This is a genomic window from Fimbriimonas ginsengisoli Gsoil 348, assembly GCF_000724625.1.
GTDB lineage: Bacteria > Armatimonadota > Fimbriimonadia > Fimbriimonadales > Fimbriimonadaceae > Fimbriimonas > Fimbriimonas ginsengisoli.
In genome coordinates, this window is the sequence record NZ_CP007139.1 from 2,142,862 (window position 1) to 2,162,634 (window position 19,773).

Genomic DNA, 19,773 nt, shown 5'->3' on the forward strand with positions numbered 1-19,773 from the left:
AAAATAGATGTTGATCTTTCTAGCAGTTTTGTTCTTGGTGCTATGGGCACTCGGGTTCCTCGCCTTCCACGTGTCGATGTGGTTCATCCACCTCCTCCTGTTGGTCGCGCTGATCTCCCTGATCATGCACTTCCTGCGCGGCCCGGCCCGCGTCTAGGAACCGTAGCATCGGCTCCCAGCCGATGAACCCTCCCTCTAGCCGGGGATTGAAGTTCATCGGCTGGGAGCCGATGCTACTTTTGCCTTAAACAGGAAGCGGGTCTTGCCGCGCTCGTTTGAAGCGGTCGTGCCGACGAGCTCGAATCCGTATTGTCCGGCGCGTTCGTCGAGCACTGCCTCCAGTTGGGCCGGTTTCAGGCGGGAGACATTCAGGTCGATCACCCGGTATCGCCATCGGACCGGGACGCGCTGGGCGCCTGCCATCAGCGCCTTGAGGGCCTCAAACTTCTGACGGTCCTCAGGGCTTAAAGTGGCAACGCTGGGACCGCCTTTCTCCTGACGGGGTTGCGATCCGGCGAACGGGATCGCGGTCATCGATAGAACGGCTATGAAAGCAAACCACTTCATGCGTCCTATCTTCGCACACACCGGTATTTACACTATGCTAGGGGGCAATGTTCAAGTTGTCCGCGCTTCGGTGTGTCCTCCTCGGTGTATCTGGCTACGTTTTGATCGGCTGCGGAGGAAGCAGCGGCAACAACCCGGGAACGACACCGGTCCCGACGGCCAACGAGCTGCGGATCGGCGGGCTTTTTTCTCTAACCGGCAATTGGAACACCCTCGGTAAGGCAAGCAAAGCCGCCGTCGAGCTGGCGAGGGACGACGTCAACGCCTACTTCGCGAGCCGATCGATCGCGACCCGCGTTACGCTGTTCGTGACGGACACCAAGCTTCTGCCCGAGACGGCGGCGGCGGACTTGAATAGCTTGGTCGACAAGCAGGTGCGATACGTGGTCGGACCGCAGTCGAGCTCCGAGGTCGCTCGCCTTAAGGCGACCGCCGACTCGTCCGGAACCTTGCTCATTAGCCAGGGGAGCACGGCTTCGTCACTGTCGATTGCGGACGACAACGTCTTCCGGATGGTGCCGGACGACGTTCGGGAGGCGAAGGCGCTGGTCGCCCTTGCCCGCGCCGACGGCATTCAGGCGCTGATTCCGGTCGCCCGCGACGACGCGGGGAACGGCGGACTTTTCACTTCGGTGAGCGCCCGGTTTAGCGACGTAGGCGGCGAGGTCGCCGCGGGAATCCGGTACGGCGCCAACGAGACGGATTTCACCGCGACCTTGAACTCCGTGCGGGCGGCGATCGTGGCGCTTAGAGCGACCCACACCGACGCACAGATCGGCGTCTATCTGGCCGGCTTCGACGAAGACGCGCAGATCTTGGCGCTCGCCCAGGCCGACCCAACCCTATCCGCGGTGAAGTGGTACGGCAGCGACGGCGTCGTTTCCAGCGCGGCGCTCAGCTCGAATGCAGGGTCCGCGGCGTTCATGTCGCAGCACGGATTTCCAAATCCGATCTTCGGCCTGGACGATAGCGCAGTCGGAACATGGTCGCCGGTAGCCCAGCGCATCAAGGCGAAGTCCGGGGTGGATCCCGATGCGTTTGCTCTCTCAGCCTACGATGCGGTCTGGCTCGCCGCTCTTTCGTACCAAGCGGCTGGCGGCAGCGCGGCCACCGCGACCGATCGAAGAAACTCCCTCTTCGCCACCGCCTCGACTTACACGGGAGTTACCGGGCCGACGAAATTCGACGCCTCCGGCGACCGCAACGATGGGAACTTCGACTTCTGGTCCGTCGGCGGCTCGGCCGGCAGCTACCGTTGGATGCGCGTGGCTAGCTATAAAGCCGCCGACGGATCGATCGTCCGTATTCCGTGATCGTTCGGATAACGAAAAATGGGTGGCCGAATGCCACCCATTTTTTGCAATTCTGCCTCTATACGTGCGCTTTGGGATTCAAGAGGATGGCGCGTTGCACGCCTCCGTTGACTCCGTACGCGATGATCTGGCCCTGGTTGTTGATGCCGTAGGCGTGGAGAACCTGCCAGCCGGTGGTGCGTGAAATCAGCGAGTTCAAGTCCTGGCTCACGCCGTTTTGGTAGAGGAAGCCGCGAACTGAAACGAACCCTTGCGAAGAGGTGCCCACCACCTGGCCAGAGTCGTTCACGCCGTATGGGATCGTGATGTCGTCGCCGGTGAGATTCGGGATTCTCGTAAAGACGCCGCTCTCCCATATGAACCCCTGGGGATTGGTGTCGCTGGTGGTGGTCGCGGTGCCCACGAGCTTGCCGTTATCGCTGATCGCGGTTCCGGTCGAAGCATCGAAGCCGGGCAGGACGCCGACGTCGACGGCCGATCCGTTTCGCCAAATCGCGGCGTCGATAGTGGCAGAGCCGGCGACGTCAGCGGAATTATTGAGGGCTCCGGAGCGGGTCGCGGGGGCAAAGCCGATGAAATGAGTGACGTTTCCGTTATGAACCACGGTGTTCGACACGATGTAGTCGCCCTGGTCGTTGATCGCCGTCGCCGTCCCTTCGTCCGAACCTAGCTGGGTGACGGCTCCATTCTCGAATTTCACCGGAAAGGCGTTGCTTGAATCCGGGAAGGATGTTCCCACCGCGACTCCGGAAGCGTTGACTCCGTTGCCAACGGCCCAGATGTCGTTGCCACGGTGACCGAGATTGGTCATCGTGCCGTTCGACCAAAGGAAGGCGTGGAGGATGCCGTCGGCCGTCGTCGAGATGCCCGTCACCTTTCCGTTGGAGCTAATGCCGTTCGGAACGCTGCCGGCATCGCCCGGCAAAACGCCCAGATCGATCACGTCATAAATCGGCCCGCTCCCCACGAAGGCGGGAGCGACGACGGCATAGACGCTGAAGTGGGCGAGGGGCACAGAAACGGTATGCGGGCCGGTGTCCACGGTTGAACCGGCGACGAGTTGCCAAGCTCCAGAGGCGAGAGTATAGATCGCCAAGCTGCTCTCGGGTACTCCCGGGGGAAGCGACGCGGGATTGTACTGAATCGTGACCGACGCCGGGGTGGAGAACGCGAGACTGTTCGGCGTGAGGTCGAAAGCCGTTCCGCCTACGATCACTTTATTCGCCGGAGCCGCCGGCAGGCTTCCCGTGAACGGAGCAACCAATACCCTCGTATCTTCCGCGAGCGCGTGGGCCGGGATGACGACGACCGCCTTGTTATTGGCGGATGACACTACTCCCCCGAGCTCTTTCTTGACCAGGAGACCGCCGGCCGTCCCACCGCCGCTCGTGGACGTGGTTTTCGATCCTCCCCCGCCTCCTCCACACCCGCTGAGCAAGAGAGCCGTCAGGGCGAACAGAACGAAGAGAATCGAGAAAGGCCTCATTGGAAATCTCTGAATGATTGTACGTCCCCGTGGCGCCGGCTTCCAGCCGGTAGCCCAAAGCCCATCGCTCCTAGGAGAAGATGCTTGGGCTACCGGCTGGAAAGCCGGTGCCACGTTAGGCTCCGTACGGAATCCAAACGTTCTTCACCTGAACGGCGTGCTGGATCCGAGTGGCGATCGGTGGAACGTCGGTTCCGGTCCAGACCTGCTTGAGGTTGCCCGCGCTGCGGCGTTCGACGTCGGCGACTCCTTCCGCCGGTCCGAAGTACCAGATCGCGTTGACCGCGTCGTGGTCGGCGAGCGTCGGGACAATTTCCTTACGGAGGCCGGACACGATATTGAAGACTCCGGCCGGAACGTCGCTCGCGTCGAGAACGCGATACAGCCCTGCCGCCGCCGCCGGATTGGACTCGGACGGCACGACGACGACGGCGTTCCCCATCGCGATCGCGGCGCACGCCAACTCCACGAGGGCCAACAGCGGCCGGTCGTCGGGACAGATGATGGCGATCGTACCGACCGGCTCGTTCTGCGTATAGCAGAGCGCCTTCATCGGCACCGGGTGGGTCTGACCGTCGGCCTTGTCGCAACGAGCCGCCGCTTGGAATGCGGCTCGGACCGCTTCCTCGTCTCCCAACGACTGAAGGTTTTCGGCTAGGTAATACAGCACCTGGGCTCGACCGTGGGCGCTCTGCGCCGCCCACGCCGGTTGCGCCTTGGCGGCGGCCTCGATCGCATTCCGGGCGTCTTTCCTATTCCCCCGCGCCGTCTCCTCCCCATCTGTCTCCAGCGAGTAGCCGGAGTCGGGACGGGTCTGCTTGCCGCCGATGTAATTTTTGTGAGTCCGATCCACCGTGGCACGGGCTTCCAGCCCGTGTGTATCACGACCATCCTGGTCGTGCGGTTTCGCCACTGGCAGCATGCCAGTGCGACGGACGTATTCGGCTAACCCCTCTCGCCCACCCTCGCGGCCGAAACCGCTTTCCCGGTAGCCGCCGAAGCCGCTCGCGGCGTCGAAGAAGTTCGTCGAGTTCACCCAAACCGTTCCGGCTTTGACGCGGCTTGCCATTTCCAGGGCGAGGCTTACGCTCTCGGTCCAAACGCTCGCGGCAAGGCCGTAAGGGGTGTTGTTGGCCAACTCCGCCGCTTCCTTCGGGGTTCTGAAAGTCATGGCGACGAGCACCGGGCCGAAGATCTCGACCTGGGCGACGGTCGCCGCCGGGCTGACGTTGGTGAGTAGCGTAGGGGGGAAGAACCAGCCTTCCTCGGGGCAAGAACAGCCGACCGGCTGGAACATGTCTGCGCCTTCCTCGACTCCGATCCGCACGAGCTCTCCAATCCGATCAAGTTGAACCTGGGCCACGATCGCGCCGATATCGACCGACTTGTCGAGCGGGTCGCCGACCCGCAGGTTCTCCATGCGGGCACGGACCTTTGCGTAAAACCGCTCGGCGACGCTCTCTTGAACCAGAAGGCGCGACCCCGCGCAGCACACCTGCCCTTGGTTGAACCAAATAGCATCGACGAGCCCCTCCACCGCGCCGTCCAGGTCGGCATCCTCGAACACGATGTAGGGGGACTTCCCTCCGAGCTCGAGCGAAAGTTTCTTTCCGGTTCCAGCGGTGGTACGGCGGATGATCCGTCCGACCTCGGTCGAGCCGGTGAAGGCGATCTTCTGGATATCCGGGTGCTCGACCAGGTGGCGGCCGGTCTCCCCATCGCCGGTGACGATGTTCACCACCCCGGCGGGTACTCCCGCTCGTCGGCAGATCTCAGCGAACAACAGGGCGGTCAAAGAGGTGAACTCGGCCGGTTTCAGAACGACCGTGTTCCCCATTGCGATCGCGGGCGCGATCTTCCAAGCGAGCATCAGGAGCGGGAAGTTCCACGGGATGATCTGTCCGCAAACGCCGATCGGCTCGGCGCCCGGAAGCTCGTCCGCCATCGCCTCCGCCCACCCAGCGTGATGATAGAAGTGGCGGGCGACGAGCGGAATATCGAGGTCGCGGGTCTCCCGGATCGGTTTGCCGTTGTCGAGCGACTCCAGAACGGCGAAGAGCCGGGCGTGCTTTTGAACAAGGCGGGCGATGGCGTACATCGCCTTCGCCCGCTCATATCCGCCGATTTGCCACCAGCCAGCCTGGGCCGTCTTGGCCGCGGCTACGGCGAGGTCGATGTCCGCTTTGGAGCCTTGGGCGATTTGGGCGAGCACCTTACCGTTGGCCGGGTTGTGGGTCTCGAAGCGAGCGCCTTCCACCGGCGCGACGAATTCACCGCCGATGAAGTGCCCGAATTGCCGACCATGGCTTTCCAGCCACTCCACCGCCACCTCCGCCCCCTCGGGCGCCGGCCCATAGTCCATATCGCGGTAGATCTCCGAGATGCTCACTCCCTATTGTAGATTGGGAGTGCACAGTGGAAGAATTTCAGAGCACCGACCGGACTCATTCACCTGGATCTCGTTCTTGACGCCCCTCAGTTCGAACTTCTCGAAGCCACGCATCAAAATCTTCGTTCGTACCTTCTTCCTCCGTCCAGGGTGAGCCTTTAAAGTCCGCAACGCTTCGAAAGGGCTCGACGCTCTGAAGTCGAGCCAACTGCTCTAAGGAAGGAGACGGCTCAGGGAAAATCCTGCCTTTTTCATGTGGGACGGGATTCACATACACTCCTCTGTATTGTCCTACGCCTTATGCTCGTGATCTCGAAGCTTCCCGTTGAACCGATACCAGCCGGCGACGGCGAAGGCGCCGATGCCGCCGAGGATGAGGGAGGCTCTGACTCCCGCCACTTGCGCCACGCCCGCCGCCTCGTAGTCTCCTAGCTGCGGCCCCGAAATCTGGAAGATCATCCCAATCGATGAGAGGCGGCCGCGCATCTGGTCGGGAATGGCAAGTTGCCGGATCGTCTGTCGAAGCACGGTGCTGATCATGTCGCTCGCCCCGATCCCGGCGTAGCAGAAGGCGGCCAGCCAGAAGTTGCGCGTGAGGCCAAACACCAACGTGAACGCGCCGAACGAGGCGATCATGCCGATCACCCAAATCCCCTGCCGGCGGATCGGAGGGAGCCAAGTTAAGGCCGCCGAGGCGAACATTGCGCCCACGCCGCCCGCGGCAGCCATGATTCCGTACCACATCGGACCCAGCCCGAGTTCCGCCCGGACGAACGCCGGCAACAAAGCCTGCGCACCGGCGAGGAACGTCCCCCAAAAATCGATCCACATCGCATTGGCGATCACGGGCGACGCTTTTAAGAAAGCAAATCCCTCCGCGATGCTGGCCACGACCTCCCGCGCTCCCCGCGACCGAACCACCTTGGGTGGCATGGCGGGCAATTTGATGACCGCCGCGATCATGGCGAGGAATGAGAATCCGTTGAGCACATAACATGCCGTAAGACCGAGATGGGGTCCGAGCCCCCAAATGAGCAATCCGGAAAACGCCGGACCAAGAACCTCGCTCAATCGCCATTGAATTCCGTTGATGCCCAGGGCATTGGGGAGAAGCTCGGTCGGAACCAGGTTCGCGATCATCGACTGCCGCACCGGCCCGTTGTAGGCGCGGAAGATCGCTTCGAAAGCGATGAGCGCGTAGACGATCGCGGGCGTGATGTGACCGGTCAACGTCAATGCAGCCATGGCAACGGCGGTACTCGCCATCCCGGTTTGGGTCGTGAGAAGGATCTTGCGCCGATCGCGCTGGTCGGCGACGACGCCGCCGAAGAGGCCGAGGATGAGCAACGGCACCACCCGGACCAGCCCCACGTAACCTACCGCGAGCGGCTGGTGCGTCATCGCGTCGAGGTGCCAAAACATCCCCCACGTTTGGAGCTGCCCACCCAAGTTCGAAACGAAGCTACCGAGCGTCCAGTTGCGAAAATGCCGATGTCCGAGGGCGGGCAAGCGATCGGCGAGGGCCACCCAACCAGTTTAGACCGCGCAACCGGTACCCTCGTGGATATATGTTCAAGCGCCTGATGGATCGCGTCGACCGGATGATGGGCCGGGGCGTGATCGACGAGGAGTTTTACGAAGAGCTCGAAGAGGCCATGCTTCAGGCCGATACGAACATCAACGTGACCACCGAGATCCTCGGCGAGCTGCGCCGCCAGGTGCGCGAAGAGAAGATCACCGACCCGCACGAAATGAAGGCGCGGCTGCAGAAGGCGATCGCCGACCGATTCCGACAGCAAGGGCCTCCCGGCTTCGAGATCAATGAGAACGACATCACGGTCTGGCTCTTTGTGGGCGTGAACGGCGTGGGCAAGACGACGACGATCGCCAAGTGCGCCAACTGGCTCAAGCGGAAAGGCCTTAAGGTGATGATGGCCGCCGGAGACACCTTTCGGGCCGCCGCTACGGAGCAACTGGAGACCTGGGCCGAGCGAACCGGCGCCGACCTGGTGAAAAACCTTCCCGGCGCCGACCCCGGCGCGGTCATCTTCGACGCGATCAACGCCGCCAAGGCGCGCGGCGCCGACATCGTCCTCTGCGACACCGCCGGCCGGCAGCACAGTAAAGAGAACCTGATGCTGGAGCTCGCGAAAGTTCAGCGAGTAACCGAGAAGGCGCTCGGCCGCAAAGCCGACGAAGTGTTGCTGGTGCTCGACGCGAACACGGGCCAAAACGCGATCCGCCAAGCCGAGGAATTCACCAAAGCCGCCGGCGTCACCGGCCTCGTCCTCACCAAACTCGACGGCACCGCCCGAGGCGGCGCCCTAATCGGAGTCTACGACCGCTTCAAGATCCCGATCAAGCTCATCGGCACCGGCGAAAAAGTCGGCGACCTAAAAGACTTCAAACCGGACGAGTTCGCCGCCGCCCTCTTCGAGATGTAGCACTCCGGAGCCCCCTCTCCCTCCTTCGGATGTATGTGCCGAACGAGGGAGAGGGGGTTGGGGGTGAGGGAATCGGTCCGGAATCGCCAAGGCGCTGTAAAATGCTTAGCTACTGCGCCCTCGCATATTGGATGCTTCAAACCCAGAAACTGAGAGTCATTCAGCATCCGACGAAGTGTGGATGCTGACCTCCATGGCAGTATGTAGCGGTCGGCTCTACGCGACGTTTCTAGCTGGCGACCCGTAGCGCCAACTTCACGAGGAATAAGTTGCATGATTCTCCTGCCTCGCAATATCATATGCCTCAAAGAGCTGCCAACTCGCCGAGCCTCCGGACGTTCAGGCCATGCTAAGACGGATAACTCGAGCATCTTTCTTTACGTTGATGACCGGAGGGATAACTTCGGCCGTCTTTAGCTTGGTCGCACTAAGTAACCCCTACGGGTCGGTGCTGGGGCCGGGCAACAGTGAAATTACGTTTGCCATTCTAATATGGGGGCTCGTTACGTGTGGCTGTGCTGCGGCGATATTGTGTATCCCACTGTTCACCAAGACGGAGCGAGTCGTCTGCTTCGGTCTTATCGCAAGTTCTTCCTTAGTGCTCCTGGTGTCCTGTCACCAGCTTTCAGAAGTCGCAAAGTCTACGTGAAGTTTAGGTGCTTAGCGAATCTGATTCCTCGCCGATCGTTGACAAGATCCGGCATGCCTTTGCCGAGTCCCCACCACCGCCGAGACAGGCTGCGGCAGAACTTCATGCTTTGCGCGAAGCAGATTTGGAAAACCTCTTGGAATTGCCATGGCAAGTTGCGCTTGAACGAGGCTTGCACGACGGTGACCTATTCCTTCTAACTGCAGAAGGGCTGGCCTACTACATTCCGCTTTTCTCATACACATACTAGCAACCTCTGCCGGCAATGGAGAATGGCTTCTCCCCGAGGCATTGGTAACAAAGATCGACGAAATTGTTAGTTTGGGCTACTGGACAGTGGAGCAACGTTCGGTCGTCGATTTGGCTCTGAGAAAAATGCGAAGGTCTGTTGCGGATGATGTGAATCTACGGAAAACATACAAAGAAATTCTTGCCCACCTGAAGTCATGCGATTAGTGGGAACTGGCAAGCCAATCTCCAGATCGAAGGGTCAAAGTAGTGACAGTTGGCCAACTCAACTAAAACTCCCAGGCATGAGGATCGTCAATTGACTGAGCTGTTGTATCAGCCGCTCGGGTTTCGCCCCGAAGTTGGGAGAAGGAGGTGATTGCGAAGGTGATTCTGCCCTATACAAATAGCCCTGAACTCTTTTCTCAAACCCACCCGCTTCGCCGGACGATCGTGGAAAAGGAGGCCGTACGGCTGTGGCGTTCGGCCGAAAGGGGCAAGTTCTATTTGGAATACCATCGCAAGGGTCACCTGCGACTCGACCAATGCGATTCAACGGGTCGCCGTGTGCTTGCTGCCTCCTTGTCGCCCTCGGCGTACATTGTTGGCATCCGGAAAGACGGAGTCATTCTTTTTCGAGAAGAGCGTGCCGCATTTAAGGGGAGAGCGGGCGGATTTCCGGCTGGTCCTTGGGCTTTGGATCGAACAAGATTAGAGGATGACGTTGAGATCTCGGGACTTCCTCGCTATGCCTTTATCCATTCGACGGGGACGGTGTTACGCGCCGACTGGGGTTCCTTCACCATCGACAATGCGCAGAACAGACTGATTGCCTGGTTCGGCGGGCGGCCAGACCGATTGGTCTGGTATCGGTTGGCGGATGGAACCGTAGCCCGGTCGGTGAAGATTGTAACTAAGACGCCGACTCCCTTCGCCGCCTACTGGCGAGACTGGTCTTTCGCGGTTTCGCCGCAATCAGGGTTTTTATTTACTAGTGTCGACAATTGGCCCTCTTCCATGGTGGCTCGACTCCCCACACTCATTCGGCGTGTGGATCCATCGAGAGAACGATACGCCTTGGTGACGGTTGATCTCAGGACCGGACTAGCCACCCCAATCGTAGTAGCGGGCGATGCGCCGCGGAAGTCTCCGTTTTCCGAGGCAAAGGGAATGGACCAGCACTCCTTGGTCTGGCTGCCTGGCACGAAAAAGATTGCAGTATTGGCATCGGGTCGAGTCCATATCCTTGAGATCGATCCTCCGACGAGTCCCCGGGGAATGGATAGCCGCCAAGGCGGAAGCCATGGACTGACTGATTAATCGATTAGGTTGAAAACATCTCAAGCTCTCGGCGTTGGCTGCCTAATCTTCCTGGCGTTTTGCCTGTTCGCAGGATAATGGGTATTGGACGGAGCAGGCGGCGAGCACGTGTCGTTCGACGACTGCCGATTAGTAGACATTGACCTTCAGAAGGATGTTGAGATTAGGGGGGCCGAATACAATCCAAGCCGAATGCAGTGGCTTTATCGGGCCCACATCGGCGTCGCTTTCCATACGGTGGAGACGGATATCTGGTTGATCGAACCTCTTGCCAATTTGGCTCCCGACGAAGATGCGCCTCTGTTCGTGCTCGATAAGGCTCCGGTCCCGATAACCCGCGGGCGATTCCTCTCGGTAGGAGGGAGGAGAGCGCAGTCCTACTCGTCTCCCAGTCTCGCCGTTGACATTTCACCTCAGCCTCCACCCGGTCGACTGAGCCTGGAGCTTGCCGATGGTCACATGCAAGGAAACGCTCAGTTCGCCTTAGGGGACTGCCTCGCTCCCTAGCTGGTAGCAACTGGAGGTCTTGGAGGCTTGGCCTCTTCCACCTTCTGCCTGTACACTTGATCTCTGTGCCCAGGTGGTTAACGGAGTTGCAAATTAACCACCTTATCTTCGACAAATCGCCCGCGTCATGCCTGGGATTGACGAGGGTGCAGTCTGAGCGGTGACCAGAAATGACAGTCACAAACGCCTCCGCCGGTCTGCATCCTCACTATTGGCCTGCTCTCTGGTTGTAGCCAGAGGTACGCCAATCCCCAAGCAACATGTCCGCAGCATTTGAAGCAACTGGGAATGGGATTGACTCTCTATGCCCTAGACAACGACCAACTTCTGCCCCAGCGGAACTGGATGACCGCCGCCGAATACGGCCGTGCACCTAAAGACTCCGAGAGGTGCCCCGCTCTCGCGGCCACGAGTCCGTTTGCCGGATATGAAATGATGCTTGCCGTGGCGGGAGGACGAATCGACGATTCGCGAATCGAGGGTGGCGTGTGGCTGCTTGATGCAACGAACGCCAAAGCAAACGAGTTTGGCACTCTGCTGGATCTGCCTCGTCCGCCGCGGCACGGTGGATTCAACAATATGCTTCTGGGCAACCTATCCGTCAAATCGGTTCGGTAGGTTTCCAATCTTTGCCCGACGCGCCGTCTGGCAAAGATTTCTCCAAGCGGGACAGTCGCAAGTGTTCTGTCTCACGTAAAGCTGGGATGAACTTAGCCTCCCGACGACGCGTTGTTCCAACGCGACGGGAGGCATCAACACCGTCCACCTATTTACGAGAGACAACACTAGGCAGGCTTCGCCACCGGCTGCTGGTGGGCGGGGCGCTCGTTGATGGCTTCCAACTGCTTCCGCTGGATGCCCTTCTCCGACTTCGTGTCGTGGGCTTCCTTGACCTCTTGCGGGATCATCATCATGGCGACCGCGATCACGCCCGGTAGGACCGCGGCGTCGTCCAGCAGCCCCACGCCCGGTACCCAGTCGGGGACCAGATCGATCGGCGATAGGGAATAGACAAGACCGCCGTAGATCATGTACCGGACAAACGGAGGGGTGCGCGGATCGTGGGCCATCCGCCAATACCGAATGAGGGTCCGTCCGATGCTGATGAACTTTAACATCGCATCCTTTGACCGCGCCAACACCTAAGATGTTTGGTTGATCGTACGACCGACCAATTTCTCGACGTACTTCGCGATGACGTCGAATTCCAAATTGACGCCGTCGCCCGGGCGGCGGGCGTGGAGGTTGGTGTTCGATAGAGTATGCGGAACGAGCCAGACGTCGAAGGCGCCCTCCTTTGGCTCAACGACGGTAAGCGAGATGCCGTCGACGGTGATGCTTCCTTTATCGATGAGATAGCGATCGTACTCCGCCGGAGCCTGAACCCGGAGAACGGTGAACTCGCCCTGCGCGGAAAGGGAAACGATCCCCCCAGTCGCGTCGACGTGGCCCTGGACGATGTGTCCTCCGAATCGCCCATCGGCCGACATCGCCCGTTCCAGGTTTACCGGATCGCTCGATCGAAGACAGGCGAGGGAAGTGCGGCGCCAGGTTTCCGGGCTTACGTCGAACGTCAGCGGACCGTCCGATGCGATCACCGTGAGACAACACCCGTTGACGGCCACGCTCTCGCCAAGGTCGAACCCGCCGCGGCCGAACGATGGTGGAGCGTCCACTACGAGCGCCGCCGCTTCCACGGCGCGAACTTGGCCAACCGCTTGTACAATTCCGGTGAACATATAGGAGATTAGACCCCAACGACCATCGTGCGCAATCTATGGCAAGAATATAAACCTAGTATGCCCATTGCTTGACCCTGGGTGGTTTACACGGTCAAGGTCGGAGGCCGCATCTATGAAAAAGATTCAGCTATCCGTAATCGTCGTCGCATCTCTCGGTCTTTCGGCTCTCGCCGCCGCCGAGACCGGCAAGGGCCGCCCATTCAAGGTGGAACTTGGCGCCTACTTCCCGAGCTTCTCGGAGGCCGGTATCTCCAAGAAGACCGGCGCCACGTTCGCTTTCGGCTACAACTTCAAGAACGAGAACTCCGACGCCAAGATGCCGGTCCAGCTCGGCCTTGAGCTTCGTGGCTCCTCCTTCAAGGCGAGCGACGCGACGGATGAGGCGACGATCACCATCAGCCAGTTCCTGGCGAACGCCGACCTCTCCAGCCCCGACGGAAAGCTGTTCTACGGCGTGCACCTCGGCTTCGGCAAGGGCTCGGCCAGCAGCGGCAACGTCACCGTTTCGGACGATAAGACTCGCTTCGTGTACGGCGCGCACGTCGGCTATAACTTCAGCCCGACCGTTTACGGCATCGCGCACTACACCACCGCCAGCCAGGAAGTCTATCGCGGCTTCTCGGTCGCCGTCGGCTACCGCTTCTAACCCTTTGGGAGTGCGCGAAGCTCTTCGCGCTTTCCCTCGGCGCGGAGCGCCTCCACGTCGTCAAATACGCCGACCAATAAGAGGCGCGCTCCGCGCCTCTTATTAGAGGGCGTAGGGATACGTTTCCGGTGGCTCGACCAAAGACCGCTCGTTCAGATGCAAAGGATGCAACGCCGAGGTTTGCTCGAACGCGATTAAAGCGTCATACCGATTGATCAGGTCGGTCGGAACGTAGTTTCCCCAACGCTCGCGGTCGGGGTGGTAGACCACTCCAATCGCACGGTGGCCGCGCCGACGCCGGAATTCCGGCACGTCCCTCAGATCGGAGGTGAGCACGAGCCGGTCCATTGGATCGGCAGAGTGGAGCAAATGCTCCCAACTCCCGTCTCGGGCGGCGGGTACCGACATCGCTTCCATGGGTGCACCCCAATAGTCGCCGGCGATTACCTCGCCGCCGTAACCGGAGAATCCCACGATGAAACAATCGTCGCGGCCTTGTCGGCTCCGGACGAGCTGACCCACGTTGACCATGCCGGCTTCCGCCATATCGGTTGCCCGCGCGTCGCCCACATGCGTGTTGTGCTCCCATACGATCGCCTTGGAGGTGGGACCGTAGTGGACCAGAAGGCGGTCGAGCGTATCGGTCATGTGGGTGTCGCGGACGTTCCAAGAACTGTCGTCGTTCTGGATCATCGTTCGGTAATAGCGTTCCGCTCCCACGGCGGCAAGCGCGTTCTGCTCCGCGTTGAAGTGCGACTCGACGTCGTCGGGAAAGTCCGGCCTTGCAAGCTGCAGTTCCCGAAGCACCCTTACCACCTCGTCCTCGCAATCTTCCGATACATAACGAAGCGACATCGCGTAGTTCTGCGGATCGCGCTCAAAAGGATGGAGGCAGGCCATCGCCTTCATCGCGGCGGGTACCGCCTGCTGGTGATACTGCCGCAAGTGGATCAGCACCGCATCGAGCGACTCCCAGAGGGAATAGACGTCAAGCCCGTAGAAGCCAACCCGGTGGCCAACCGGCAACCTTTCATTGTGAGCGCGGAGCCAGGTGGCGAACGCCACCACTTCCCAGTTCGCCCACATCCAGGTCGGCCAGCGGTTAAACCGTTTGAGGACGTCGCGGGCATGGTCTCCACCGTCGGCGTACCCTTTGACAAACCGGTTCACCGCGTAGCAATCGGGCCAATCGCCCTCAACGCCGACGAAGGAAAATCCTTTCTCTACGATCAGCCGCTGCGAGAGCCGGGCCCGCCAGGAGTAGTATTCGCTGGTGCCGTGGGAGGCTTCGCCGATCAACACGAACCGGGCGTCGCCGATCCGGTCGATCAAGTCGTCGAGCGGATCTTCGAACGCGAGCTCTCGGGACCGGCTCTTTAGCTCGGCCAGAAGCCGAGGGTCTTCATCGTGCAACATGTCCTTGAGTGGGGGACCTTGCGAGCCCACCTCAAGGTTCCGTCAGAGGCGTCCTTCGGTGATCCAGTAAACGGTCATTCCGAAGAGAAGCCGGTGCACTTCGTAATCGAAGGGGGAGCGATTGGTGTAGCTCCAGACCCGCGGGTGCCGTACCGCTCGGTTGACCGGTTTTCGATGCGCGGGAACACTCGGGCGCCACTGGCTGAGGCGCCGGCCGTGCTCTCCTTGAAATCTTCGATGGCTATCCATGTCGCTCGCTTCCTTTCTTCATTCCGTTTCCAATAGATTCGGCAGTTCGGTAACGAATAAGTCGAGCCGTAACCTTTGAACGATACATCTTTGGGCTCTTTTCGGGACCTGTCAGTTCGGCGGGGCTATTTGTTAGTGGCGAATAGCCAGGCAAATCGTTGGCGCGGCAACCCATGCTCCATCGCATGGGCGCCGCCCCAGCGGCTCGTTTGGCGGGTCGTCGGTAGTTCACGGTTCCATGATCGGCCCCTGGAATGAACCTGAGATGAGGGGCAAGTGAACATTGCATGAACGGGCTCCTTGCTACTTGCCGGCCGGGACGACCTTGGTGGTTTCGACCTGGGTAACCGTCGACTGCAGCCGCCACTTCCCGGCCTGTCGAATCCAGGTGTCGAGGTAGCGATGAATGTGGATCATCTTTAGGTTTTTCCCGGTGATCGGGTCGATGGTCGCCTTGGCCGACGTTTCATCGGAAATCACCTTGGCGGTGTCCCCTTGCACGGACACGCTCGCGATCTTCGTTTCGTAGGCGGTGGTTGGCTGTTTCGACTCCTTTCGTTTTCGCAGGCTCGCTTCGTAATCTTTACGGGCGATTACTTTGCCGGTGTAGGTGTGAAGCGTGTAGTCGGGGGCCAGGATGTCGAGGATGGTGTCGACGTCGTTCTGCACCGCGGCTTTCGCCCACTTCTTATATTGCGAATCGATGTTCGACCTAACGGAACTCTGGCCGTATCCGACCACAGCCAGACCGAGCAGTACGAAGGCGGTAAGTTGCCTCATCGTGCCGACGCCTCCGCGAAGGTCGCTTCAACCAGATTGGCTCGTTCCAACAAGACGACGTCCTCGAGAATTTCGGCTACCGGTCCCGAGGCGAGGAGGCGGTGATCTTCGTCCAAGATCAACGCCCGATCCGCGATCCGGCGGGCGACGTCGAGGGTGTGCGTCGCGACGATCGTCGTCTTCCCCGCCGCCTGGAGCTGCTGCAGCGTGCGGATCAACCATGTTTGCGACCTCGGGTCGAGGCCCAGGAATGGCTCGTCGAACATGAGAACCTGGGGGTTCATGCTGAGGACCGAGGCGATCGCGACCTTTCGCTTCTCGCCTCCGCTAAGGCGGAATGGCGGGCGCTCGGCAAGGTGCTCGATTCCCAGGAAGCTGAGCACGTCCAATGTTCTCGCCCGCGCCTCGGCTTCGGACATGCCAAGTTGGCGTGGGCCGAACGCGACTTCTTCGAAGACGGTGGCATTGAAGAGCTGAGCGTCGGCGTTTTGAAAGACGAAGCCGATACTCTGCCGAAACTGTTGCCGGAACCCCGGCGACTGGAGCGATCGTTCCGACAACTCGTGTCCGTTGAAGGAAATCGATCCTTCGATATGATGGAGCAGGCCGGCCAGAAGCCGTAGCAAGGTGGACTTCCCACTCCCATTGGCCCCCATGATCACCAGGCGCTCGCCGTTCGCAATGCTTAACGAGAGATCGTCGAGGGCGAGAACCCCGTCCGAATAGCGGCAGTCGATGTGCGAAAGCTCAAAGAGCATGAAGAATTCCTCCCATTAGAACGATGGCGGCGGTCAGGCCGGCCCCAGTGGCGACCGCGACGAGATCACGGCGCCTCCACGGAGTCGGCCGAGCAGGCCGGCTTGGGCCGTCGAACGAGCGCGCCTGCATAGCGAGATGGGTTTCCTCCGTAAGCGCGAGGCTCTTGGCGAAAAGGACGGCGGCGCCGGTGCCGGCATAACTTCGAGCTTGTTGCCGGTTCATCGCTCCCGGCTGGCGCGCGGTGCGCGCTTCGACCATTTCGGCCAGCGTCTCCACCAGTACGAATAGGTACCGGTAGGTGAGGGTTGCCGTCGATAGGACCACCTTCGGAACCCCCAGGCAGGCGAGCGATCGAAGGAGATCGTGCCAGCGCGTGGTCTGGCTCCAAAGAAGCGAAAGCTGGATCCCGGCAAATAATCGCAGAAGGATCATGGCGGCGGAAACAAGCCCCGGACCCGAGAACGAAATTCCCAGAAGCGAAATCGCGGTCGGTCCCGGAGTCACCGCCCGGAGCGAAACCGGTATGGCGAGCACGAGGCCGAAGAAGGCGACGGCTCCCGCCACCCTTGTCACCAGCTCGCGCAGAGGGACCCGGGAAGCCCAGGCCAGTCCGACAGAAAGCGAGATCACCGCGATGAGCGCAGTCGGCGTTCTCGCCAGGCTCACGGCGACCATTGCACTGAGAAATCCAATCGTCTTGGCGACCGGATTCAGCAATTGCAAGAATCCCGGCATCCGGGCAACGACTTCCGACGCCACCGTCTTCGCGATGGCGCTCCGCATCTTAAGGATCGTCCGCTCCATCCACGGGGATTTCGCCACGGGAGAGAGCGGGAGCGGAGGATTGACGTCTCTGAGCCAAGCCGGCATCGAGCTACGCGGCGCTCCGGGCTTCGACGCCGGAGAGGGGGAGGGCCTCGGCTTTCGTAGAATTCCTCTTGCAAAGAGTGCTACTAATCCGCAGCCTACCAATGCGCTGACCATATACCCAACGATCTGCCAAGGCTTCCCGCTCGCCCCGGCAAAGCCATAGTCGGGAAGCAAGGGTGTGATCGCTTCGTGGCGGGCCGCCATCCCGGCCGGTGCGTAGCCGACCATCGTCTTGATCTCCGCGAGATCCCACTCCCCCCATGCGCTGCCGCTCGCAAGGAGTCCGAGAGGGGTTAGAGCCAGCACCCAACCCAGTCGCCGGGCGAGGCGTATCCCCGCTCCGACCTTTGGCGGCATTCCGGCCCGCGCGAGTTCGGGGAACGTTTGCCACAAGTAAGCGAGTGCCGCCATCGTGACGATCGCTTCCACCGGCCCCGCGATCAGAAGGTGCGGCAGCAGCATCGCGGGGAGCGTGACGTTCAACCCATACGGGCAGTACATCGCGTGTCCAACCGCATCGTGCGCGAGTATCGGCTGGAGCCCCAGGAGGGTTCCCGCGCAGAGGGAAGCGGCCACCGTTCCGGCATAGGCGCCAAGCCCGGCCCCGACCGCCTTCCAAGGAGACCCGTCGCTCGCCCGCCCGGCGAGCATGCGGTAAGAGTAGTAACTGACAAAGCTGGCAACGAACGCCATATCGAAGCAGTTCGCCCCGATGGAGAGGACCCCCCCGTCGCCGAAGAGGAGCGCTTGAATCGTCAACGCTAGCGTCATCCCGAGCACGGCCGCCCAGGGCCCTACGAGGATCGCGAGCAGCCCGGCCCCCAGCGCATGCGCGGTGGTGCCGCCGATCGCCGGGATGTTGAACATCTGGATCGCGAAGCAGAACGCGGCCCCGATCGATAGCAGCGGCGCCTGCTTCGTCGTCAGCTCCCGATTCGTTCGCTTTGCGGCTACGATCCATATCGGGACCATGACGGCAAACGTGGCGGCTTGAGTCACCGGGCTCAGGTACGCGTCAGGGATGTGCAACTTCGCCTCCTAAACTTGCCATCTTCCGAGCCGCGACACCGTCGAAGTTCGGGTCGATCGCCATCGCGGCCTTCAAGTAGCGATCGGCCTTGGAGTGGTCGTTGGCGGCGGCGTAGATGGTTCCGGCATGGAAGAGGAGCATCGGATCGCGGGTTCCGCGGGCCAGCGCTTTGGCGATCGCTCCGACTGCCTCCTTCTTATCTCCCCTCTGCAAGCAAACCCAAGCCAATGTATCGAAAGCGTAGATGTCGCGACGCGACTCAAGATCGCGCAACGCCGCCGCGTACGCTCCGCCGAGGTCGCGCCGATGGTCGGCGCAGAAAATGGCGTACTGGCGGTCCAGCCGGTGCCCGTGGGTTCCGGCAACGGGGGCGACCTCGTGCATACCATCGTTCATCCCGGATGGGCGCCCAACAAGCTCGGCGACCTTGGCGTATTGGGCCTCGGCCTTGTCTGGCTGTCCGAGTAAAGCGTATGCGTCGCCGACGAGGGCGCGAACGTCGGCCATCTGGGCGATCGCGTCGCTCTTGGTTCCCCAATCGATCGCCTCCTGCCACCGGCCGTCTTGGAAGGCGACCCGGGCGAGGCCGGCCATCGCCTTGTAGTCTCGCGGATAGAGCGTGAGGGCGGTTTGAAATTCGCGGCGGCTTTCGTCGTGCCGCCCCATTTTGTCGAGCTGGATGGCGGTTCGAGTGTGGAACCATGCGACGGCGTCGCTCGGCATCCCCGCACTGCCATCGGCTTCGCGGGCGCAAAATTGAAGGAGGCGGAGAGCGTCCGCCGGCTTGCCGTCGATGTCGAGGAGTCGAGCGACGATCGTTTTGCCCGAGGCGTCGCCGAAGGCTCGGGAGTTCGCCTTGATCAGGTTCCTTGCCTCGTCATAGCGTCCGACCTCGATCAAGCACTCGACGTGTGAGCGGGTCGTATGGTCGTCGGAAACTTTCGCCTTTTCGGCCGCCAGGCACTGGGAGAGGGCGTCATGGAATCGATGCTGCTGCAGGAGGCTCTGGACGAGTTTGTTCCAAGCGCCGACGTTGCCCAACTTGCGGAGGGCGAGGCTCTTTCTCGCGGCGGCTTCCGCTTTCACGGCGGTGGCGGAATCGTCCGACTCCCGGCTTCTCGCGAGGTATTCGGAGCTAAGTCTGGACCAACCGAGCGCCCCGTTCGGATCACGCCTTACGGTCTCCTCGGCGGTGCGAATCCGAGCGTCGATCCGACTGGAGTCGAACGGAATGTGGATCGGCGGCTTAGAAACTGTCGCCCAGTAGCCGGGCCGGCTATACCAGGAGGCGTAGCCCATCCAACCACCGAACGCGGCGACACCGAATGCTAAAAACATGGGGGGTTTCATTTCAGAGCTGCTCTAGAGGCTGGTTCGG

Annotated in this window: 18 protein-coding genes; 6 read left to right on the forward strand and 12 right to left on the reverse strand. The window is 61.0% G+C overall.

Features of this window, described 5'->3' with window-relative positions; translation table 11 throughout:
• Positions 1 to 7: 7 nt before the first annotated feature.
• Positions 8 to 157, forward strand: a complete 150-nt coding sequence (locus tag OP10G_RS26250) for a lmo0937 family membrane protein (protein WP_144241083.1) — start codon at positions 8 to 10, stop codon at positions 155 to 157.
• A 56-nt stretch (positions 158 to 213) separates the two neighbouring features.
• Here the strand turns inward: OP10G_RS26250 and OP10G_RS09835 are convergent, their stop codons facing one another.
• Positions 214 to 567: a hypothetical protein gene (locus OP10G_RS09835; RefSeq protein WP_025226063.1), complete on the reverse strand. Its 354-nt coding sequence runs from the start codon at positions 565 to 567 to the stop codon at positions 214 to 216.
• A 47-nt stretch (positions 568 to 614) separates the two neighbouring features.
• Here OP10G_RS09835 and OP10G_RS09840 point away from each other — a divergent pair, with 47 nt between their 5' ends.
• Positions 615 to 1,880, forward strand: a complete 1,266-nt coding sequence (locus tag OP10G_RS09840; protein WP_025226062.1) for an ABC transporter substrate-binding protein — start codon at positions 615 to 617, stop codon at positions 1,878 to 1,880.
• 58 nt (positions 1,881 to 1,938) lie between these two features.
• Here the strand turns inward: OP10G_RS09840 and OP10G_RS09845 are convergent, their stop codons facing one another.
• The 3 genes from OP10G_RS09845 to OP10G_RS09855 all read right to left on the reverse strand — a co-directional run bounded on the left by OP10G_RS09845 (position 1,939) and on the right by OP10G_RS09855 (position 7,282).
• Positions 1,939 to 3,366, reverse strand: a complete 1,428-nt coding sequence (locus OP10G_RS09845) for an HAF repeat-containing protein (protein WP_025226061.1) — start codon at positions 3,364 to 3,366, stop codon at positions 1,939 to 1,941.
• A gap of 115 nt (positions 3,367 to 3,481) precedes the next feature.
• A complete protein-coding gene (locus OP10G_RS09850; protein WP_025226060.1) occupies positions 3,482 to 5,755 on the reverse strand; it encodes an aldehyde dehydrogenase family protein in 2,274 nt (757 codons plus the stop codon).
• 291 nt (positions 5,756 to 6,046) lie between these two features.
• The gene (locus OP10G_RS09855) at positions 6,047 to 7,282 is read right to left on the reverse strand and encodes an MFS transporter (protein ID WP_025226059.1); all 1,236 of its coding nucleotides are present in this window, start codon (positions 7,280 to 7,282) and stop codon (positions 6,047 to 6,049) included.
• A gap of 41 nt (positions 7,283 to 7,323) precedes the next feature.
• Between OP10G_RS09855 and ftsY the strand changes: the two genes are divergently transcribed.
• The 3 genes from ftsY (at position 7,324) to OP10G_RS09880 (ending at position 11,521) form a co-directional block, all read left to right on the forward strand.
• Entirely contained in the window at positions 7,324 to 8,199 is an 876-nt protein-coding gene (gene ftsY / locus OP10G_RS09860) for a signal recognition particle-docking protein FtsY (RefSeq protein ID WP_025226058.1), read from the forward strand.
• A gap of 2,389 nt (positions 8,200 to 10,588) precedes the next feature.
• Positions 10,589 to 10,903 carry a hypothetical protein gene (locus OP10G_RS09875; protein ID WP_144241084.1) on the forward strand — a complete coding sequence of 105 codons (315 nt, stop codon included), beginning with the start codon at positions 10,589 to 10,591 and terminating at the stop codon, positions 10,901 to 10,903.
• A gap of 288 nt (positions 10,904 to 11,191) precedes the next feature.
• Entirely contained in the window at positions 11,192 to 11,521 is a 330-nt protein-coding gene (locus OP10G_RS09880; RefSeq protein WP_025226054.1) for a hypothetical protein, read from the forward strand.
• 167 nt (positions 11,522 to 11,688) lie between these two features.
• Here OP10G_RS09880 and OP10G_RS24350 read toward each other — a convergent pair whose 3' ends face one another.
• On the reverse strand, positions 11,689 to 12,021 hold the full coding sequence (locus OP10G_RS24350) for a YkvA family protein (RefSeq protein WP_025226053.1): 333 nt from the start codon (positions 12,019 to 12,021) through the stop codon (positions 11,689 to 11,691).
• Between the two features lie 24 nt (positions 12,022 to 12,045).
• A complete protein-coding gene (locus OP10G_RS09890) occupies positions 12,046 to 12,642 on the reverse strand; it encodes a riboflavin synthase (RefSeq protein WP_025226052.1) in 597 nt (198 codons plus the stop codon).
• Positions 12,643 to 12,757: 115 nt separating this feature from the next.
• Here OP10G_RS09890 and OP10G_RS09895 point away from each other — a divergent pair, with 115 nt between their 5' ends.
• Positions 12,758 to 13,291: an outer membrane beta-barrel protein gene (locus OP10G_RS09895; RefSeq protein ID WP_025226051.1), complete on the forward strand. Its 534-nt coding sequence runs from the start codon at positions 12,758 to 12,760 to the stop codon at positions 13,289 to 13,291.
• A 102-nt stretch (positions 13,292 to 13,393) separates the two neighbouring features.
• Here the strand turns inward: OP10G_RS09895 and OP10G_RS09900 are convergent, their stop codons facing one another.
• From OP10G_RS09900 to OP10G_RS09925, 6 genes are all read right to left on the reverse strand, one after another.
• On the reverse strand, positions 13,394 to 14,707 hold the full coding sequence (locus OP10G_RS09900; protein ID WP_084179022.1) for an erythromycin esterase family protein: 1,314 nt from the start codon (positions 14,705 to 14,707) through the stop codon (positions 13,394 to 13,396).
• A gap of 42 nt (positions 14,708 to 14,749) precedes the next feature.
• Positions 14,750 to 14,956, reverse strand: coding sequence for a hypothetical protein (locus OP10G_RS09905; protein WP_025226049.1), 207 nt, complete (start codon positions 14,954 to 14,956; stop codon positions 14,750 to 14,752).
• A 303-nt stretch (positions 14,957 to 15,259) separates the two neighbouring features.
• Positions 15,260 to 15,736, reverse strand: a complete 477-nt coding sequence (locus OP10G_RS09910) for a nuclear transport factor 2 family protein (protein WP_025226048.1) — start codon at positions 15,734 to 15,736, stop codon at positions 15,260 to 15,262.
• Positions 15,733 to 16,494, reverse strand: coding sequence for an energy-coupling factor ABC transporter ATP-binding protein (locus OP10G_RS09915; RefSeq protein ID WP_025226047.1), 762 nt, complete (start codon positions 16,492 to 16,494; stop codon positions 15,733 to 15,735). The genes OP10G_RS09910 and OP10G_RS09915 overlap by 4 nt, the downstream gene beginning before the upstream one ends.
• Positions 16,484 to 18,394, reverse strand: coding sequence for a cobalt transporter CbiM (cbiM, locus tag OP10G_RS24355; protein WP_025226046.1), 1,911 nt, complete (start codon positions 18,392 to 18,394; stop codon positions 16,484 to 16,486). Before cbiM ends, OP10G_RS09915 begins: the two co-directional genes overlap by 11 nt.
• Entirely contained in the window at positions 18,381 to 19,733 is a 1,353-nt protein-coding gene (locus OP10G_RS09925) for a tetratricopeptide repeat protein (protein WP_025226045.1), read from the reverse strand. The genes cbiM and OP10G_RS09925 overlap by 14 nt, the downstream gene beginning before the upstream one ends.
• Positions 19,734 to 19,773 lie beyond the last annotated feature (40 nt).

What these genes read in the sequence shown, in the direction of transcription:
- OP10G_RS26250 (WP_144241083.1), top strand. Translation starts at nt 8, where the DNA reads ATGTTGATCTTTCTAGCAGTTTTGTTCTTGGTGCTATGGGCACTCGGG.
- OP10G_RS09835 (WP_025226063.1), bottom strand. Translation starts at nt 567, where the DNA reads ATGAAGTGGTTTGCTTTCATAGCCGTTCTATCGATGACCGCGATCCCG.
- OP10G_RS09840 (WP_025226062.1), top strand. Translation starts at nt 615, where the DNA reads ATGTTCAAGTTGTCCGCGCTTCGGTGTGTCCTCCTCGGTGTATCTGGC.
- OP10G_RS09845 (WP_025226061.1), bottom strand. Translation starts at nt 3,366, where the DNA reads ATGAGGCCTTTCTCGATTCTCTTCGTTCTGTTCGCCCTGACGGCTCTC.
- ftsY (WP_025226058.1), top strand. Translation starts at nt 7,324, where the DNA reads ATGTTCAAGCGCCTGATGGATCGCGTCGACCGGATGATGGGCCGGGGC.
- OP10G_RS09875 (WP_144241084.1), top strand. Translation starts at nt 10,589, where the DNA reads ATGCAGTGGCTTTATCGGGCCCACATCGGCGTCGCTTTCCATACGGTG.
- OP10G_RS09880 (WP_025226054.1), top strand. Translation starts at nt 11,192, where the DNA reads ATGGGATTGACTCTCTATGCCCTAGACAACGACCAACTTCTGCCCCAG.
- OP10G_RS24350 (WP_025226053.1), bottom strand. Translation starts at nt 12,021, where the DNA reads ATGTTAAAGTTCATCAGCATCGGACGGACCCTCATTCGGTATTGGCGG.
- OP10G_RS09890 (WP_025226052.1), bottom strand. Translation starts at nt 12,642, where the DNA reads ATGTTCACCGGAATTGTACAAGCGGTTGGCCAAGTTCGCGCCGTGGAA.
- OP10G_RS09895 (WP_025226051.1), top strand. Translation starts at nt 12,758, where the DNA reads ATGAAAAAGATTCAGCTATCCGTAATCGTCGTCGCATCTCTCGGTCTT.
- OP10G_RS09900 (WP_084179022.1), bottom strand. Translation starts at nt 14,707, where the DNA reads ATGTTGCACGATGAAGACCCTCGGCTTCTGGCCGAGCTAAAGAGCCGG.
- OP10G_RS09905 (WP_025226049.1), bottom strand. Translation starts at nt 14,956, where the DNA reads ATGGATAGCCATCGAAGATTTCAAGGAGAGCACGGCCGGCGCCTCAGC.
- OP10G_RS09910 (WP_025226048.1), bottom strand. Translation starts at nt 15,736, where the DNA reads ATGAGGCAACTTACCGCCTTCGTACTGCTCGGTCTGGCTGTGGTCGGA.
- OP10G_RS09915 (WP_025226047.1), bottom strand. Translation starts at nt 16,494, where the DNA reads ATGCTCTTTGAGCTTTCGCACATCGACTGCCGCTATTCGGACGGGGTT.
- OP10G_RS09925 (WP_025226045.1), bottom strand. Translation starts at nt 19,733, where the DNA reads ATGTTTTTAGCATTCGGTGTCGCCGCGTTCGGTGGTTGGATGGGCTAC.